15 protein-coding genes and 1 other RNA gene are annotated in these 18,254 nt (G+C 56.7%); 12 read left to right on the top strand and 4 right to left on the bottom strand.

The genetic code is table 11. From position 1 onward, the window contains the following. Nucleotides 1–15: 15 nt before the first annotated feature. The gene (locus IE156_RS07850; RefSeq protein WP_189391966.1) at nt 16–495 is read left to right on the top strand and encodes a nuclear transport factor 2 family protein; all 480 of its coding nucleotides are present in this window, start codon (nt 16–18) and stop codon (nt 493–495) included. A gap of 206 nt (nt 496–701) precedes the next feature. On the opposite strand, the gene IE156_RS07855 is transcribed toward IE156_RS07850, so the two are convergent. The 3 genes from IE156_RS07855 to xerD form a co-directional block, all read right to left on the bottom strand. After that, a complete protein-coding gene (locus IE156_RS07855) occupies nt 702–1,925 on the bottom strand; it encodes an MFS transporter (protein WP_189391967.1) in 1,224 nt (407 codons plus the stop codon). Between the two features lie 239 nt (nt 1,926–2,164). Next, the gene (ybaK, locus tag IE156_RS07860; protein WP_189391968.1) at nt 2,165–2,659 is read right to left on the bottom strand and encodes a Cys-tRNA(Pro) deacylase; all 495 of its coding nucleotides are present in this window, start codon (nt 2,657–2,659) and stop codon (nt 2,165–2,167) included. A gap of 15 nt (nt 2,660–2,674) precedes the next feature. After that, nucleotides 2,675–3,571, bottom strand: coding sequence for a site-specific tyrosine recombinase XerD (gene xerD, locus IE156_RS07865; RefSeq protein WP_189391969.1), 897 nt, complete (start codon nt 3,569–3,571; stop codon nt 2,675–2,677). A gap of 185 nt (nt 3,572–3,756) precedes the next feature. Here xerD and modA point away from each other — a divergent pair, with 185 nt between their 5' ends. The 3 genes from modA to IE156_RS07880 are packed head-to-tail and all read left to right on the top strand — an operon-like array spanning nt 3,757 to nt 5,907. Next, complete coding sequence (gene modA, locus IE156_RS07870) at nt 3,757–4,506, top strand: molybdate ABC transporter substrate-binding protein (protein ID WP_189391970.1); 750 nt, start codon at nt 3,757–3,759, stop codon at nt 4,504–4,506. A gap of 22 nt (nt 4,507–4,528) precedes the next feature. Then, nucleotides 4,529–5,209, top strand: a complete 681-nt coding sequence (gene modB / locus IE156_RS07875) for a molybdate ABC transporter permease subunit (protein WP_189391971.1) — start codon at nt 4,529–4,531, stop codon at nt 5,207–5,209. Beyond that, on the top strand, nt 5,206–5,907 hold the full coding sequence (locus IE156_RS07880; RefSeq protein WP_189391972.1) for a sulfate/molybdate ABC transporter ATP-binding protein: 702 nt from the start codon (nt 5,206–5,208) through the stop codon (nt 5,905–5,907). The genes modB and IE156_RS07880 overlap by 4 nt, the downstream gene beginning before the upstream one ends. Here IE156_RS07880 and IE156_RS07885 read toward each other — a convergent pair. Next, on the bottom strand, nt 5,897–6,709 hold the full coding sequence (locus IE156_RS07885) for a TOBE domain-containing protein (protein ID WP_189391973.1): 813 nt from the start codon (nt 6,707–6,709) through the stop codon (nt 5,897–5,899). The two genes, IE156_RS07880 and IE156_RS07885, sit on opposite strands and share 11 nt — an antisense overlap. 108 nt (nt 6,710–6,817) lie before the next feature. On the opposite strand from IE156_RS07885, the gene IE156_RS07890 reads away from it, so the two are divergent. The 8 genes from IE156_RS07890 to IE156_RS07925 all read left to right on the top strand — a co-directional run bounded on the left by IE156_RS07890 (nt 6,818) and on the right by IE156_RS07925 (nt 18,254). Further along, nucleotides 6,818–9,466 (top strand): PD-(D/E)XK nuclease family protein, encoded by a 2,649-nt coding sequence (locus tag IE156_RS07890; protein ID WP_189391974.1) that lies wholly within the window; start codon nt 6,818–6,820, stop codon nt 9,464–9,466. Beyond that, a complete protein-coding gene (locus IE156_RS07895; protein WP_189391975.1) occupies nt 9,466–12,768 on the top strand; it encodes a UvrD-helicase domain-containing protein in 3,303 nt (1,100 codons plus the stop codon). Before IE156_RS07890 ends, IE156_RS07895 begins: the two co-directional genes overlap by 1 nt. Nucleotides 12,769–12,784: 16 nt before the next feature. Then, an RNA gene (ffs, locus tag IE156_RS07900) (signal recognition particle sRNA small type) lies at nt 12,785–12,882 on the top strand. 115 nt (nt 12,883–12,997) lie between these two features. After that, the gene (dnaX, locus tag IE156_RS07905; protein ID WP_189391976.1) at nt 12,998–15,331 is read left to right on the top strand and encodes a DNA polymerase III subunit gamma/tau; all 2,334 of its coding nucleotides are present in this window, start codon (nt 12,998–13,000) and stop codon (nt 15,329–15,331) included. A gap of 42 nt (nt 15,332–15,373) precedes the next feature. After that, nucleotides 15,374–15,700 (top strand): YbaB/EbfC family nucleoid-associated protein, encoded by a 327-nt coding sequence (locus IE156_RS07910; RefSeq protein WP_094195825.1) that lies wholly within the window; start codon nt 15,374–15,376, stop codon nt 15,698–15,700. Further along, nucleotides 15,700–16,311 carry a recombination mediator RecR gene (gene recR, locus IE156_RS07915; RefSeq protein ID WP_189391977.1) on the top strand — a complete coding sequence of 204 codons (612 nt, stop codon included), beginning with the start codon at nt 15,700–15,702 and terminating at the stop codon, nt 16,309–16,311. The genes IE156_RS07910 and recR overlap by 1 nt, the downstream gene beginning before the upstream one ends. A 103-nt stretch (nt 16,312–16,414) precedes the next feature. Beyond that, nucleotides 16,415–17,455, top strand: a complete 1,041-nt coding sequence (locus tag IE156_RS07920; RefSeq protein WP_189391978.1) for an ABC transporter substrate-binding protein — start codon at nt 16,415–16,417, stop codon at nt 17,453–17,455. After that, entirely contained in the window at nt 17,448–18,254 is an 807-nt protein-coding gene (locus IE156_RS07925) for an ABC transporter ATP-binding protein (RefSeq protein WP_189391979.1), read from the top strand. The genes IE156_RS07920 and IE156_RS07925 overlap by 8 nt, the downstream gene beginning before the upstream one ends.

Genomic DNA, 18,254 nt, shown 5'->3' on the forward strand with positions numbered 1-18,254 from the left:
CTAGGGGTTTGACTGATGAAAGGCATAATCCGATGGGTATCTCCAGTGTTGTTGGCGGGCTCTTTCTTGTTGGGCACAAATGTAGCGTCGGCTGCGGATTCACAGGCGCGCAATCTGGTTCAGGAGGAAAGCAATCGCAAGCTGGTGGTCGATTTTTACGATCGCTTCTTTAATAAGCACGAGGTAGAGCAAGCTGCGACGGTGGTGGCTGAGGACTATATTCAGCACAACCCCGAAGTGCCTGATGGCAAGTCCCCGTTTGTGGGCTATTTTGGTGGCTACTTCAAAGACAATCCGCAGTCCCGTGCCCGCATTGTGCGTAGCGCGACGGATGGCGATCTGGTCTATTTGCACGTGCATTCGACCAATGGCAAGGCAGATCGCGGGCAGGCGGTGATTGATATCTTCCGGGTGAAAAACGGCAAGATTGTGGAGCACTGGGATGTGATTCAGGCCGTGCCGGAACAGGCGGCCAATAGCAATACCATGTTCTAGGATTGCCGCCTTTAGGCTGAGATAGTTTCTTAATCCCGTGTAAAAAGGACTTATGTTTACGCCTAACAAAAGCCCCGCCGGTGATCAGCTATTTCCAGGAGCTTGGACATTTATCCAGGTGCTGGAAAAGCATGATGGCGGGGCTGTTGAGCTTTGCGGCTGTAGCGTGAATATTCTTGCGTAAGGTTCAGCCCTGGCTTGATCGCCTAAGCCGTCTGCATCTTAATCTTGGCTTCGCGAATAGGCAGGTTGACGATAGCTGCCATCACGCCCAAGGCAATATCAGCCCACCACATCCAGCTGTAGTCGCCAAAGCGGGTCAGTGAAATGCCACCTAACCAGGCCCCCAGAAAGCCGCCAATCTGGTGGGAGAACAACGCCAGGCCGAACAGCGTGGCCAGATAGCGCGTGCCAAACAGCTTGGCAACGATATTGGCGGTGGGCGGCACGGTGGCTAGCCAGGTCAGGCCTAGGCCAATGGCAAAGATGTAGAACACCAGATCTGTCTTGGGCATCATCAAGTACCACAGAATCAGCACGGCTCGCGAGGCATACATCAGCGCCAGCACGTATTTGCTGCGCCAGCGGGCAATGCAGGAACCGGCAGCGATACTGCCAAAAATATTGGCTAGACCGATCAATGCCAGTGACCAGCTGGCTACCGAAGGGGGCAGTCCGCACAGGTCAATTTCCCCCGGTAGGTGCGTGACGAGAAAGGCAATGTGAAAACCGCAGGTGAAAAAGCCCAGACTCAGCAACAAATAGCTGCGGTCTGTCATGGCTGTTTTCAGGGTTTGTTTTAAGCCTGGGCCACTGGCTACGGGTGCGGCGGCGACAGTGGTTTTTTTATTGTGTTCGCGTGGGCTTAGCTTGCGGATCAAGGGTAAGGTCAGCAGGGCAGTCAAAGCCAACACCCAGAAGGTAGACATCCAGCCTACCAAGGCGATCAGTTTTTGAACAAGGGGAGCAAAAACAAATTGCCCGAAGGAGCCGCCCGCATTGATCAAGCCTGAAGCCTGACCACGAGCATGGTCTGGCAAGCGCTGGGCGGCAGCACCAATCAAGGTGGAAAAGCTGGCAGCGCCTGAACCGATATTGGCCAATAGGCCCAGGGTCAACGTCAAACCTAAACCCGTGCCGATAAAGGGGGTGACGGCGCAGCCTAAAGCCAGGATCAAGAGGCCAGCGATCAGAACACGGTCGGGACCCCAACGGTCGGAGCACGCACCGGCAATAGGCTGGATCGCACCCCAGGCAAGCTGGCCAACGGCCATGGCAAAACTGATGGACATAATGCCCATGCCTGTGGCCTTATCAATTGGGCCAATGAACAGACCAAAGGATTGGCGTATCCCCATGGTGACCATCAAGATGCCAGCGGCTGCCAGAGTCACCGTCATAACAGCGGGCTGGCGCAAGGATTGAAACATGGGGTCCCCTCTTATTATTCAGGTTTGAATTATCTGGCGAAACGCGATGGAGCTGCAATCACCTTGTCTTGTGGGAAGCGACTGGGCGGACAGTGTTGTAGAACGCCGCTACTCAGTGCCACCAGGTGCGGATGGAAATTGCGGGCTGTTCAGTGCTGTGTTTGATGGTTCAAGCTGTGAAGGGCGTAAAAAAGACGGGCTGGCAGCTCCGTCTTTTTGATATTTGCCGCTCAATGAGATCAGCCTTTTTCCAGGCCGGCCTGTACTGGGCGCGCCCCTAGCTTGTCGATCAGAACCTGGGGATTAATACCCAATAAATAACCACGTCGACCACCGTTGATATAAATAGTGTCGAACTCCAGCAGCTCCTCTTCCAACCACACAGGCATCGCCTTGCGGGTCGCAAAAGGCGAGGTGCCGCCAACCATGTAACCAGAATGGCGTTGGGCTACATCCGGTTTACAGGGCGCGATTTTTTTCGCGCCGGTTTGACGAGCCAGATTCTTGGTAGAGACTTCACGGTCGCCGTGCATCACGATGATTAAGGGCTTGGCGCTTTCATCTTCCATGATCAGGGTCTTGGCCACCCGGTGCAGGTCCAGGCCCAACTGGGCCGCCGCTTCCATGGCTCCTCCATGATCGACATAGTTGTAGCTATGTTCGGTAAAGGCAATGCCATTTTTACGCAGCCATTGCGTGGCTGGTGTTTCGCTAACGTGTTTTTCTTTAGCCATATCGGTGTTGTGCGCTCAGGCGCGTGGATGATGGGCAGCGTGCAAGGCTTTCAGGCGCTCACGGGCCACATGAGTATAAATCTGAGTGGTAGAAATGTCGGCGTGCCCCAGCAGCATTTGCACCACGCGTAAGTCTGCTCCGTGATTGAGCAAATGGGTGGCAAAGGCATGACGCAAGACGTGGGGAGACAGGGGCGCCAGTATTCCGGCCTGGACGGCGTGTTTTTTGACGATCAGCCAAAAGGATTGGCGGCTCATGCAAGTGCCACGCCCGGTAATAAATACAAAGTCGCTGCGTCGCTGGCCCAGCAAGGCTGGACGGGATTCCTGCATATAGCGTTCGATCCAGTGCAGGGCTTCCTGTCCCAAAGGAACCAGTCTGTCTTTGCCGCCTTTGCCCTGATCAATGCGTAGTACGCCGTCGCTCAGACTCAGGTTTTGCAAGGGCAGTTCTGTTAGTTCGGTGACGCGCAAGCCGCTGGCATACAAGGTTTCCAGCATGCAGCGATCGCGTAGCCCCAAGGGATTATGTATGTCTGGTGCCGCCAGTAGGCGTTCTACCTGCTCTTCGGATAAGGTGTGCGGAACGCGCGGGGCCTGGCGGGCACTGCTCAGCTCCAGGCAAGGGTCATCCTGACGCATGCCTTCCTGTACCGTCCAATCGTAAAAGCGGCGCAAGGTGGCTAGCCTGCGATTGGCGGTGCTGGCTTTGCTGTGGCCGGACTGGCTGGCCATCCATTCTCGCAAGTCGCTGGGGCCCAATTGATCCAGGGTTTTGTCTGCACGTTCTGCTTGGGCCCATTCAGCCAAACGCTCCAGATCCTGCCGATACGCTTGCTGCGTGTTGGCGGCCAGGCCGTCCTGTAACCAGAGCATGGTGATGAAATCAGAAATCAGGCTGGCTTGCGTCATGGGGATGGGGGAGTCATAAAGCCGAAGTTACAGGGAGCTTTATTACGGGAGCAGAGCGGGAAAGCCATCATGCTATCACTCCAGGATGATGAGCTTCATTCAGCTGTTTACGGGCCATACGCTATATACCTATATATATTTCCTGATTATACTCATTCGTTACACCTGTCCCGGAGGAGAAAATAATGTTCAAACGTGTCGTATCCGTCGCTGCTTTATCCCTGTTTTTGCAAGGTACTGCCCAAGCTGATGAGCTGGTTGTAGCCGCTGCCGCCAGTCTGACTAATGCGTTCAAGGAATTGGCCGGTCAGTTTGAGGCAGACAATCCTGGCACCAAAGTGTTGACCAGTTTTGCGGCATCGGACGTTTTGCTGCAGCAGATCGTCAATGGTGCGCCAGTCGATGTGTTTGCTTCGGCAGACCAGAAAGCCATGAACAAGGCCGAGGAAGCCAAGGCAGTGGATCCTGCCACCCGCAAGAATTTTGTGCAGAATCAGGTTGTGCTGATTGTGCCTAGCGACAACCCCGCCAAAGTGACTAATGCTGGCGATCTGGGCAAACCGGAAGTCAAACGCGTGGCTTTGGGGAATCCGGCTGTTGTGCCTGTTGGCCGTTACACCCAGGCTGCCCTGGAAAAAGCGGGTCAGTGGGAGGCGGTTAAACAGCGCGAAATATTGGGTCAGAACGTGCGTCAGGTGCTGGATTACGTGGCTCGTGGCGAAGTGGAAGCCGGTTTTGTATTCGCTACCGACGCAGCCATCATGAAAGACAAAGTAGACGTGCTGGAAGTGCTCAAGACCACAGAACCGGTTACGTACCCGATCGCTTTGGTCCAGCGTGAAGGTCGTCATGACAAGGCTCAGGCCTTCCAGGATTTCGTTATGTCCGAGTCCGGTCAACAAGTGCTGGCAAAATACGGTTTTGCCAAACCTTGATAGATAGGATTTTGATAGCAGGATGACTTCACTTTGGATTCCCTTGTGGTTGTCGCTCAAGGTCGCCGCTTGGGCGACTTTGTTCGCTTGCGTGCTGGGCATAGGCATTGCTTATGCCTTGTCGCGTTGGCAGTCGCGCTGGTGTGACCTGCTCGACTCGATTTTGACCTTGCCCATGGTTTTGCCGCCCACTGTGATCGGCTATTACCTGCTGGTTTTGTTGGGTCGGCGTAGTGCCTTGGGTCAGTGGCTGTCCAGCATAGGGATTGAGTTGGTCTTTACCTGGCAGGGGGCGGTTATTGCCGCAACGGTGGTGGCCTTCCCCATGATTCTGAAAGCCGCCCGTGCGGCGTTTGAGGATGTGGACACGCGTCTGGAAAATGCCGCCAGCGTATTGGGCTTGAGGCCCTTGGCCATCTTTTTTCGTGTCAGTCTGCCTTTGGCGGCGCGTGGCATTATGGCGGGTGTCTTGTTGGCCTTTGCACGCGCTTTGGGCGAGTTCGGGGCCACCTTGATGATTGCAGGCAGCATACCTGGGCGGACTCAGACTATGTCTATTGCCATTTATGAGGCGGTGCAGGCGGGTGAGGATCAGCAGGCTTTGGTGCTGGTGGCGATTATTTCGATTACCTGCGTGCTGGTTTTGTGGAGCACCAGTGCCCTGTCACCACGCCATGTACGTCGTAAAAGAGGGATGCAATGAGCCTGAATGTACAGATTCAACGCACCGTAATCAGTGAATCCCGTCACTTCGAGTTGAATATCCAGATTCAAACCGAAGCCCGGCATATTGCCTTGTACGGGCCTTCGGGCTCGGGCAAGTCCTTGACGGTACAAAGTGTGGCGGGTTTGTTACGGCCTGATCATGGCCGTATTCAAATTGGTGATCAGGTCTATTTTGATTCTGAAAAGGGCGTCAACCTGAAGCCCCGCGAGCGCCGGGTGGCCTATCTGTTTCAGGACTACGGGCTGTTTCCGCATCTGACTGCCGCACAAAATATTTGCTTTGGTTTGAATACGGGCTTGTTCAATCGCTCGGTGCGGGACATGCCTGCGGCTGCCCAGCGATGGGTAGAGGCGTTTCAGTTGGAGTCTGTGCTGAACAGCTACCCTGCCCAGCTATCGGGTGGGCAAAAGCAGCGTTGTGCCTTGGCGCGTGCCTTGGCGATCAAGCCACAACTGCTCTTGCTGGACGAGCCCTTGGCGGCCCTGGATCAGGATTTGCGTACCCGCTTGCGGGCCGAACTGGCTCAATTGCAAAGCCAGATCGACATTCCTACTATCTTGATCACGCACGATCCTGAAGATGCCAGGGCCTTGGCCCAAGAGGTCTATCGCATTCGCGATGGTCGCATTATCGAGTGCTGTACCAGCGCCGATCTGGACCTTGTTACAGCGTAGCGATCATCACGCTGGATGCCTTGAATAGCGCATAAGCGGATTGGCCTGCTTCCAGCTGCAAACGCTGTGTGCTGTCCAAGGTGATGCTGGCTGTCAGGGTCAGTCCTTGGGGCAGTTCCAAACGTACCTCTGCATTCACTGCGCCAGTAATCACATCGGTAATGGTGCCGGGCAACTGGTTACGGGCCGACAAGGAATTACGGGTGTCGCCCGTGCCAATCATGATCGAGGACGCTTTCATAAAGGCCAAAACTTTCTGCCCTTCGCGCAAGCCCAGGTTTTCCGTGCTTTCTCGTGTAATGGACGCCACAACGGTTTGGCCCTGGCCAATATCAACATGAATCTCATCGTTGACGGCACCGGTCTTGATGGTGGTGACAATGCCGGGCAGTTGGTTACGAGCTGATGTTTGCATAATCATGGTTTGAAGTAACTCCATCTGGGTAGCCACGGAAGGCATAAGGCGGCCGATGCGGTTCATGAAACGCTGATGCAGCCGGTCGTAGGTTTGGTACAGCTCTAGCAACTCGATGGCTTTGGGTGTCAGGGTGGCGCCACCGCCGCGATGGCCGCCAGTGCTGCGCAACACCAGGGGCTCGCCGGCCATATTGTTCATGATGTCGATGGCGTCCCAGGCCGCTTTATAGCTGATGCCAATATGGCGAGCGGCCGCAGAAATCGAGCCCTGTTCGGCGATAGCGGCCAGCAAAGCCATACGGCGCGCGCTGCCCCAGGTATGGTCGCCCGTACGCAGCGACAGGCTGCCGGTTAATTCGGTATTGGGATTGTGTGAACTAGACATGGTGATAAGTGTAAGGGCGAGAGCGAACTAGGGATAGAGCGCCGGTACAATGGCCCGATCAGCGCTGCTGGCCGTTCTGTTTTCTTGCAACCTTAACTGGTTTTTTCTATGTACGACACCCCCGCTGTTTTCATGGCTCAATTGCAGGAGCTCAATAGTGCCGAGACGGTCGTCCTGACCGTGAACAAGCGCTATGCCCGCCGCTTGCTCGGACATCTATCGGCTCGCCTTGCCAACGCAGGGGGAACGGTCGCGGTTCCAGAAATCGTGCCTTTGGGCGCCTGGCTGGCACAGGCCAGCGATCAACTCTGCTTTTCTGATCAGTGGCAACCGGCTGCGCACCAGATGGACCGCTTTGCCGCCTTGCAGCGCTGGGAGCACAGCATCGAGCAGTGTGAGGAAGACGGTTATTTCCTGGATGTGGGGCAGGCTGCACGCTTGGCGTGTGAAGCCGATACCTTGCTGGATGAATGGCATATTGAATTGAAGCCCGGCGAGGCCAGTGTGGACTTCGAGCGCTTTTTGCAATGGCGTGCCCACTACCGACAAAGCCTGGAGCAGGCTGATCTGGACGATGCAAATCTGGCGGCAGAACGCGTGTTAAGTGCGGTACAGGCTGGTGCTTTGCACATGCGTCATCGCCATATGGTGTTGCATGGTTTTCATGAATATTCCCCCCGCTTGCAGGCTTTGCTAAGTGGCTTGCAGGAGATGGGGGTAGAGATCTTGCGCCTGGAGCATGAAGAGGCGCCAGCCAGTCAGGTACAGCGGGTACAGGCGCAGGATGCGGATACAGAATGGCGTTTGGCGGTGCAGTGGGCGCGTCGTCAATTGGACGAAGACCCGGATCGCACCGTCGCTATTGTGGCGGCACAGCTGGAAACGCAATTGCCGCTGGTGCACCGCTTGTTGCGGCAGGCCATGCACACCGACCGGGGAGCCTTGCCCTATAACGTGGCGGCTGCCCGTTCCCTGGCCGAGTGGCCTGTGGTGGAAGCAGCCCTGGCCTGGTTGAAAGCCTTGTTTACTTTGGCGACCAAAGCACAGGCAGAACCCGCCATGCTGGGCGAAGCTTTACGCTTGGGGGCGTGTCAGGCTGAACAATCAGAAGCCGGTGGTCGTGCCCGTATCGACAAGGCGTGGCGTGATAATCGCATCACTCAAGTTGGACGCAAAGAATTCGAAGACATGCTCAGCTTCCATACGCCTGAATTGGCCTTGGCCTGGGCTAAGGCGATGGAACGCTTCAATGCCGTTTCTGCTGGCGCGCAAGGCGTGGATACCTGGGCCTCGGTCATGCGCCAGTGTTTGGAAGCCCTGGGCTTTCCGGGCACCCATCGTCTGGATAGTGCGCAGTTTCAAACCTTGGAGGCCTTGGAAGCCCTGCTGCTGCAACTGGCACAGCAAGCTCCGGTCTTGGGCCGCATCAGTGCCTTGAAGGCTCAAAGTGCATTAGCTCGCATGGCTCGTGAAAACCCGTTCCAGCCTCAGCGCGATCCTCGTTCGCGTTTGGATGTATTGGGTTTTCTGGAAGCGGAAGGCGGGCGCTGGGATGCCGTGTGGGTCCTGGGTCTGACAGACGATATTCTGCCAGCTGCCGTCAAACCCAATCCCTTGATTCCGGCCCAGGTTTTGCGCCGGGTTCAGGCGCCTCGCAGTACGCCTGAGCGTGAATTGGAGTGGGCGCGCTGGATGCTGGCTGCTTTGCTGCGCTGTGGCAAACAGGTCTTATTAAGTGCTCCCTTGCATCAGGGTGAACAAGAGCTCCGTCCCAGTCCTTTGATTGCCCACTGGCCCTTGTTGGATATGCCCTGGGCTGTCCCGAGCGAGCAAGCCGTGGCGCAAGAAGCGCTGCTGGATGAGCAAGGGCCCAGCTTGAAAATGGAAGAGCGCATACGCGGCGGGATCAGTGTGCTGGATACGCAGGCCCGGAACCCTTTGTGGGCCTTTGTGAAATTTCGTCTGCACGGTCAGGCTTTGCCGGACTATGCCCGCTTGGGCGATATGAATACGCGTGGGATGTTCTTGCACCGTGCCGTTGAACTGTTCTGGCGTCGCGTACAGGATCAGGACAGTTTGCACGAGCTGATCGGCGAGAACTCGCTGTCGCAGGTGGTGCAAGAGTGTGTCAATCAGGCCGCTCAAGAAGAACTGGCAGACTATGGGCCTGTGCTGCGTAGTCTGGAAATGGAGCGTGGGCTGGCAGTGTTAATTGAATACGCTCACCAGGAAGCCCAGCGCCCACCTTTTGCCTTGGGGGCGACGGAACAAGAGTTAAGTTGGAGCCGGGGCTTGCTACGCCTGAACCTGCGTCTGGATCGATTGGATAATCTGGCCGATGGCGAACAGCTGCTGATGGACTACAAAACCGGCATAGGCGAACTACGTCCCGATAAAGATTGGTTGCGGCCCCGGCCTGTGAACCTGCAGCTGCCGTTTTATGCCGCTGCTTTGCATGATGAAGGTCGAGCCGTCAGTGGTCTGGCCTTTGTGCGTTTGCATGCCCGTCAGGTGGGTTTAAGCGGTTTGGCTGCACCGGGTATGGAGATTGACGGCCTGACCGAATTGGAAACTGCGCAGCAGTGGACCGCACAGATTGCACAGTGGAAGCAGGCGGTAGAGGGTCTGGCCGATGAGTTCCTGCAAGGGCAGGCTGCCAATCAGATCTGGAATCGCAACGATCTGCTGTATTGCGATGTTTTGCCCTTTTTACGTTTGTTCCAGGAAGACCTCCAAGATACGGGGGGAGAGGTGTAATGCTGACCGTTCCTAGCGATAGCCCAGCCCGAGCACGGGCGCTGGACCCCGAGTCCTCTTTTCTGGTGCAGGCGCCTGCAGGCTCGGGCAAGACGGAATTATTGACTGACCGAATCCTGGCCCTGCTGGCCCGTGTCCAGCGGCCAGAAGAGATTGTGGCCATCACCTTCACCCGCAAGGCCGCGGCTGAAATGCATGCGCGCGTGCTGGAAAAGCTGGCTGCGGCAGATCAGGATCGCCCTGCTGAGCCTTACCGGGTTCGCAGCTGGGAGCTGGCGCGTGCTGCCATGCAGCGCAATCAGGAGCAGCAATGGGATTTGCTCGCGTACCCGGCACGTCTGAGTATTCGCACAATTGACTCCCTGTGCGCCCATCTGGTGCGCGCCATGCCCTGGATCACGGGTTTGGGCGGCGTTCCCGCCATTACCGATAAGGCGTTAGAGCATTACGAGACAGCCGCCTGGGCCACGCTGGAAATGGCAGAAAGTGTGCCTAGTGTGGCGCGTTTTCTGGAGCATATGGATGTCAACCTGCTTCAGGCGCAAGCACTGTTGGCGGGCATGTTGGCCAGTCGGGACCAGTGGTTGCCAGCGGTGGGGCAGGGCGGCAATGTGGCCCTGTTACAAGACAGCCTGCGTGAGGTAGTGGAACAGCAATTGCAGCAATTAAGCGATTCCTTGCCTCCTGGTTGGGCGCGGACTCTGGCTCCCTTGGCGTGTTTTGCGGCCTCGAATCTGGACACCGGAGATGTATTGGCTTTGGCCGATTGGCAGGGCGACACGCTGGCACCAGTAATGGATGATTTGCCGCGCTGGCGTGGTCTGGCTGCGCTATTGCTGACGGATAAAGGCGATTTACGCAAAAGCCTGACGGTACGCAATGGCTTTCCGCCTAAAACTGCTCAAAAAGAAGCCCTGACTGAATGGCTAGGCAATTGCTTGGGCGCGGAGTCTTGGGTGTCGCGTTTGGCTAGCGCCCGCCTGTTGCCTGCACAGTATTCCGAGCAGCAGCAAGAAGTCCTCTCTAATCTGATTCAGGTTTTGTGGCTGGCTGCGGCGCAGCTGAAATTGCGCTTTGCCGAGAAGGCCGAGGTCGATTTCACCGAGATTGCCCAGCGTGCCCTGCAAGCTTTGGGTGATGCCGACGAGCCGGGCGAATTGCTTCTGCGCATGGACAGGTCCATACGCCATTTGCTGGTGGACGAATTTCAGGACACCAGCCAGTCCCAAGTGCAGTTGTTGGAGCGGCTGACCAGTGGTTGGGAGCCAGGCGACGGGCGTAGCCTGTTTTTGGTGGGCGACCCCATGCAATCCATCTACCGCTTTCGCAAAGCAGAGGTGGGTTTGTTCCTGCAGGTATGGCAAGCCAGACGCCTGGGTGAAGTAGAACTGGAGCCGCTCAACCTTAGCAATAACTTCCGTTCACACCCGCGCCTGGTGGAGTGGGTGAATCAGGTGGGGGCGCAATTGTTCCCAGCTCAGGCTGATCCGGATCTGGGCATGGTGACTTACGAGCATTCCACAGCCTTCAAACCCGATATCCCCGAATGGGCTGTACAGTTTCATCCCTCCTGGCATTTCCGGGTAGCGCGTGGTGAAGATAACGTGCCGTCTCAGCAGGCGGCTCAAGAGCGTGCCGTGGCAGAGGCGGTCAGTTGTGCTGCCCAAGCCTTGCAGCGTTATCAGGAGAGCGAGCACCCGGTTGCGATTCTGGTGCGGGCCCGCTCGCACTTGCATGGTTTGGTGCGCAAGCTGGGCGAGCAGGGCATTCCGTGTCGTGCGGTCGAACTGGAACCTTTACAGCAACGACCGGTAGTGGCGGACTTGGTGCAGTTGGTACGTGCGCTGGCGCACCCCGCAGATCGTTTGGCCTGGCTGGCTGTCTTGCGTTCGCCATTGATCGGTCTGCGCTTGGAGAGTTTGCATCGCCTGTGCGCCTTGCATCCCACAAAGACGCTGGCCGAGTTAACTCACAATCAGAATTTTGAAGACTGGGACCCAAATGAGCGCACCCGTCTTTTGTTCGCTTACCAGATTTTGCTGGATCGGGGCAACCGCAGTGGCTTGATGCCTTTTGCGGGTTGGGTGCAAGAATGTTGGGTGCGTTTGGGTGGACCACAGGTCTATCCAAGCCTGGCCGATCAGGCGGATGCTGAACAAGTGTTGCGGCTGCTGGAGGAATTGTGCCCCTACGGTCCGCCGGATCAGCAGCAATTACAGGCTCGTGTCGAATCCCTGTACGCCACCCCGCAAGGTACCGGTAAAGCCGTGGAGGTGATGACGATTCACAAATCTAAGGGCCTGGAATTCGAAACCGTTATTTTGTTCAGCCTGCACAAGCAGTCTGCTGCGGATTCCGAGCCTTTGATCCGTCTGGAGCATAGCGCTGAGCGCCTGATTCTGGGCCCGATCAGCCATAAGGGCAGTGAGCTGCGCGACCCGGTCTCGCAGTTTCTGGCTGCTCGGGAACGCATTCGCGCCGAGCAGGAAAGCCACCGTCTTTTATATGTGGCCTTAACCCGCGCCCGTCAGGAGCTGCATTTGTTTGCCGAGTTGAGCATCACCCAGGATAAAGGCCTGCGTGAGCCCGATGGCCGCTCTTTGCTAAGTCGTGTCTGGCCGGTGCTGGTTCAGCCAGAAGCCCCCGTCTGGCAAGCTGAGCAAGGCGTGCCGCAAGACAATTCAGGGTCGAGTTCTGCCGCCTTATTGCAGCGAGTCGTAAACCTGCCTGCCGTGCCGCCCGAGCAGTTAGAGGCAGCCACCCCGCAATATCAAAGCTGGCAGTGGTCTTTGGATACGACTCATGAGAAAGCCATTGGTACCGTGGCTCATGACTGGCTGGAAAGGCTGGGACGTGAAGGCCTGGAGCAGTGGCCAGTAGAGCGTTTGCAGCAAGGCCGCGGCGTGATGCGCCGTCAGTTATTGCGTGCAGGGGTGCCTGCCACTTACCTGGATGACGCGGCCCAATCCTTGTTTGAAGCCATTGCGGCAACCATACAGACAGAGCGGGGTCGCTGGTTGCTGGGGGTTACCCGAGCCTATCGTGAATGGTCTTTGCTGGACGTCAGTGGTCGGGTATCGATTATTGACTTGGCGATCTCCCAGGAAGATCACTGGCTGGTGGTTGATTACAAGACGGGGCGACCTGCTGAGCATGAAAGCCATGCGGATTTTTCGGCTCGTATGTTGGAGCGTTATGCGCCGCAATTGCAGCGCTATTGTGAACAGGTCCAAGCCCTGGACGGACGCCCTGCGCAGGCAGCGCTTTATTTCCCTAGGGCCGATCTTTGGGTGCCGTATTAATGCTACACTATTTGTCGGCGGGCCCCTCCGCATGGTTCGGCGGTGAATCTGGTCAGGTCGGGAACGAAGCAGCCACAGCCGTGCAGAATCAGTGCCGGAGTCAGGCTCGCCACTTCATTTGCTTATCGGGTTATGCGCGCCCGGTCTATCTGCTTCCCTTCAGCACCGAATCCGGTACACTTTTCCTTTCGCTTATTTGTATTGATGGTTCACGCCGTCCGGAATTCGCATGACCTATCTCGTTCTGGCCCGCAAGTGGCGCCCTCGCTCCTTTGACACCCTGGTTGGTCAGGACCACGTGGTGCGCGCACTGACGCATGCCCTGGATACCCAGCGACTGCATCATGCCTGGCTGTTTACGGGCACACGCGGCGTGGGTAAGACCACCTTGTCGCGTATTCTGGCCAAGTCGCTGAACTGTGAAACAGGTATCACTTCCAAGCCCTGCGGCGTTTGCCGGTCTTGTACTGAAATTGATGCTGGCCGCTTTATTGACTATGTCGAGTTGGATGCGGCCTCCAATCGTGGTGTAGAGGAAATGACCCAGTTGCTGGAGCAGGCGGTGTATGCCCCCAGCTCGGGCCGCTACAAGGTCTACATGATTGACGAAGTTCACATGCTGACCGGGCACGCCTTTAACGCGATGCTTAAGACGCTGGAAGAACCCCCAGCGCACGTCAAATTCATTCTGGCCACCACTGACCCACAAAAAATTCCGGTCACGGTCTTGTCGCGCTGTCTGCAATTCAATTTGAAGCAGATGACGGTGCCCTCTATCGTGGGCCACCTGCAAGAAATTCTGACGCAGGAAGAAATGAAGTTTGAAGTCCCGGCCTTGCGTCTATTGGCGCAGGCAGCGGATGGCTCCATGCGCGATGCCTTGTCGCTTAGCGATCAGGCCATTGCTTATAGCGCTGGCGATCTTAGCGCTCAGGCTGTGCAAGCCATGTTGGGCACGATCGATCAACGCCATTTGGCGCAATTGTTGCAAGCGCTGGTCGCTTACGATGCACAAGCCATCATCAGCGTGGCCGATGATTTGGCACTGCGTGGCCTGTCCTATTCGGGCGCTCTGGCTGATCTGGCCACCTTGCTGTCTCGCATCGCTATCGAACAACGTATTCCCGGCACGATCACGGATGATGATCCTTTGTCGGCTGCTGTGCGCCAGTTGGCACCCACGCTGTCGCCCGATCATGTGCAGTTGTTTTATTCGGTCGCGGTGCATAGCCGTCAGGAACTGTCTTTAGCCCCTGATGAGTACGCCGGCTTTGTGATGGCCTGCTTGCGTATGTTGGCTCTGTTGCCCGAGCCTGTACCGGCTCAGCCAGTGCCACCGCAAGCTGGTTCAAATGGGTCTTCTGATGCGGCCGTTGCCGCTTCCAGCACCGTATCTGTTACCGCTTCACCCGAGACTGTTGTGGCTCCTGCCGCTGTATCAGCCAGCGCACTTGACGCATCGGCGTCTCCAGCAGCTACTCCGGTCTCAGAGCCAGCCCCGCTTGACGCTCCTGTAGAAGCACAGGCAGCCGCCGAACAGCAGGCGGCAGTAGGCCAGCAGGCCGAGCCTCAGACCGTCGCGTACAGCCCTGCAAACGCGAATCCAACCCAAACGACAGCCCCAGCGGCAGAGAATGCTCCTATTGATGACTTTGTTCCGGCCTGGGAAGACACGCCCGAGCCTACAGGGGTACAGGCCAGTGATAGCCTTGCTGAATCCAGTCCAGTAGCCAGTCAGCCTCAAGAGGCACCTGTCGCTCCGGTGGCTGAAAGTCCAGCCGTCGATGTAGCAGAAGTCCAGACAGCAGCAGAATCTCCACCAGCGGCAGCAGATCCTGCTGCCGAATCTGCCAAGGCCCAAGGTAAAAGCGCCGCACAGCCTTTAATGTCCTCGCAAGCCCAAGTTGCTACACGTGTAGAGCCTGTCGCCGAGGAAGCTCCGGCGGCGGCACCCATTCAGGATGGCCCGGAAGAGCCTGCCTGGTTGTCCGAGGGCATGGACGAAGAGTTCGAGAACTACCAACCTCTGGATATGGACGCAGCGCTTGCTGAAGAAGAGGGCGATGTGCCTTCGGTGTCCATGTCTGATCGTGTGATGCCAGACACCGATCTGGGCTTGCCTGTACCTCAGAGCGGCTCGGATAGCCCGCGTGTTGTGCGCCTGGGCGGGATGAAACCAGAGACCTGGCCCGATGTGGCGACCAGCTTGCCATTGAGTGGCTGGGCGGCAGAACTGGCTCGCCAAAGCGAATGGCTGGGCGTGAAAGGGCAGGAAATTCATCTACGTGCCAAAATCAAGGCCACGGAAGGCAGTCAGGGTAAAGCGCGTTTGCGCACCGTTTTGTCGGAATACTTTGCCCAGTCCATTCAGTTGTTGATCGAATACGGGGATACGGGCGACGCAACGGCTCATGCTGTGGAGCAGGCTAAATTGGCTGAACGCCAGCGGCAGGCTGAAGAGCAAGTCACTCAGGATCCCTTTGTCTTGAGCCTGATCCAGGATTTTGATGCCCGCGTCAAAGCCGGATCAGTCAAGGCGACTCCTTTGGTTCGGGCCGCCTGAAATGGCCCCTTGTCAATTTAAATCAATCAGGAAAACCAAACCATGATGAAAGGTCAAATTGCCGGCTTGATGCGTCAGGCGCAGCAAATGCAGGAAAACATGAAAAAGGCGCAGGAAGCCTTGGCCGATATCGAGGTCGAAGGCGTTTCCGGTGGTGGTCTGGTCAAGGTCATCATGAACTGCCGCCACGATGTGCGCCGCGTCTCGATCGACCCCAGCTTGCTGGAAGACGAAAAAGAGATGCTGGAAGATTTGATTGCTGCTGCCTTTAACGATGCACAGCGCAAAGCCGAGGCAACCTCGCAGGAAAAAATGGCGGGTGTAACCGCTGGCCTGCCACTGCCACCCGGTATGAAGCTGCCGTTCTAATGAACGAACCGCAGATCGCTGAGCCCGAACCGCTTCGGGCTCTGATCCAGGCTCTGCGTCGGCTACCCGGTGTGGGCGAGCGTAGCGCTCGCCGCATGGCCTACCACTTGTTGCAACACGATTTGGTAGGCGCCGACCAATTGAGCCGCGCTCTTGAACATGCCACTACGGCATTGCAGCACTGTCAGCGCTGCAATGGTTTCACGGTTCAAACTATCTGTGAAACCTGTGCCAATCCCCGCCGTGATCCGGCGTTGTTGTGTGTGGTGGAGACGCCTGCCGATCAAAACATGATCGAGGCTACGCATGGCTACCGAGGTCTTTACTATGTGCTGATGGGGCGTTTGACGCCGCTGGAAGGCATAGGCCCCGATGCCTTGCAATTTGACCGCTTGCTAGAGCGAGCCGGTGATGGCCAAGTGCAGGAAGTGATACTAGCGACCAATTTCACCGCAGAGGGCGAAACCACCGCCCATCATCTGGCGGAGATGCTCAGCAGCCAAGGTTTGAAAGTGACTCGTCTGGCGCGCGGTGTGCCAGCGGGGAGCGAACTGGAGTATGTCGACCCCAGTACCATTGCCTGGGCTTTAATGGAGCGTCGCGCCACCTAAACAGGTTTGACCGCGTAGCGGACAAGGGGGCTAGCCCCTCTTTGTTTTTAGTATAAGTATCAAACCTAAATAGTTAATGACCAACAACAAGAAGGGGATTGCCATGAAACTGACTCGTCGTCATGCACTCAAGCTGGTTGGAGCATCCGGACTAGCGCTGTCATTGCCATCGCTGGGCCGTGCGCAGGAAATAGAAAAAAAGAGCATCACGATTGCCGTCGGTGGCAAAGCGCTGATCTACTACCTGCCTTTGTCCATTGCCGAAATTAATGGCTACTTTGAAGACGAAGGTCTCAAAGTCAAAGTCGCGGACTTTGCCGGTGGCTCCAAAGCCCTGCAAGCCGTTGTAGGCGGTAGCGCCGATGTCGTCTCGGGTGCCTTTGAACACACCATCAACTTGCAGGCTAAAGGGCAGATGTACCGCGCCTTTGTGCAGCAGGGGCGTGCACCGGCCATCGTTTTGGCTGTGTCCAATAAAACGATGCCTGACTATAAGTCGCCAGCCGATTTGAAAGGCAAGAAAATCGGTGTGACAGCACCGGGCTCCTCGACCAATATGATGGTCAATTTCTATCTGGAACAAAACGGTCTGAAACCGTCGGACGTAGCTTTTATTGGTGTTGGCGCGGGCGCCGGTGCTGTGACCGCCATGCGTACCGGCCAGATCGATGCCATGGCCAATCTGGACCCGGTTATCGGCACCTTGCTCAAAGAAAACGAAGTGCGCATTATTGCCGACACTCGTACGGTGGCCGATACCAAGACCATTTTTGGGGGCAATATGCCCTCGGCATGTTTGTACGCGTCCGAAGAATTCATCACTAAGAATCCCAATACGGCTCAGGCCCTGGCCAACGCCATTGTGCGTGCCGACAAATGGATTCAGGCCAACGATGCTGAAACCATTGCTAAGACCGTACCAGCCACCTACTTGCTGGGTGATGTAGAGCTCTATAAGCAATGTCTGGACGCCAATAAAGAAGCGCTCTCGCCCGATGGTCGAGTCGATGCTGATGGCCCCGCTACTGCTTTGAACGCGCTGGTTGCCTTTGTGCCAAATCTGGACGCATCCAAGATCGATATCAGCAAAATCTTTACCAATGAATTTGTCGACAATGCCAACAAGAAGTACCCCAATGTCTGAGGCAGCACTTTCCTTAGATAACATCAGCTGTGTATTTGCATCACGTGATGGCAAGGGTACGTACACAGCGGTTCGTGACGCCAGCCTGAGCATTGCTCCAGGCGAGTTTGTTTCTGTTGTAGGGCCTACGGGCTGCGGCAAGTCGACGCTTCTGAACGTAGGGGCTGGCTTGCTGGCCCCTTCCGCAGGCGAAGTGCGAGTGTTTGGTCAGCCCTTGCAGGGTGTGAATGAACGCGCAGGCTATATGTTCCAGGGCGAAGCCTTGTTGCCCTGGCGCAGTGCCGAGTCCAACGTGATGGCTGGCCTGGAGTTTGCCGGTGTCCCGCAGGACGAAGCCCGTGCCCGTGCCCAGGACTGGCTCAAGCGAGTGGGTCTGGGTGGCTTTGGGGATCGTTACCCGCATCAGATGTCTGGTGGCATGCGCAAACGCGTCATGCTGGCCCAGACCCTGATCCGGGACCCGGATATCATCCTGATGGACGAGCCCTTTTCGGCGCTGGATATTCAGACCCGTCAATTGATGGAAAACGAAGTGCTGGAGATCTGGATGGCGCAGCGTAAAGCGGTGCTGTTCATCACTCACGACCTGGACGAAGCCATTGCCATGAGCGATCGTGTAGTGGTGCTGTCCGCCGGGCCGGGCACACACCCTATTGGTGAGTTCCATGTTGATCTTCCGCGTCCTCGCGACGTGGCCGAGGTGCGTAATGACCCCCGTTTTGTCGAATTGCATGCGGCAATCTGGGCCGTCCTGCGTGACGAAGTCTTGAAGGGCTATGCCCAGCAAAAGCGGGCCTGA

Origin of the sequence: Alcaligenes pakistanensis (genome assembly GCF_014652815.1) — a bacterium.
In the GTDB taxonomy this organism is placed as follows: domain Bacteria; phylum Pseudomonadota; class Gammaproteobacteria; order Burkholderiales; family Burkholderiaceae_B; genus Alcaligenes; species Alcaligenes pakistanensis.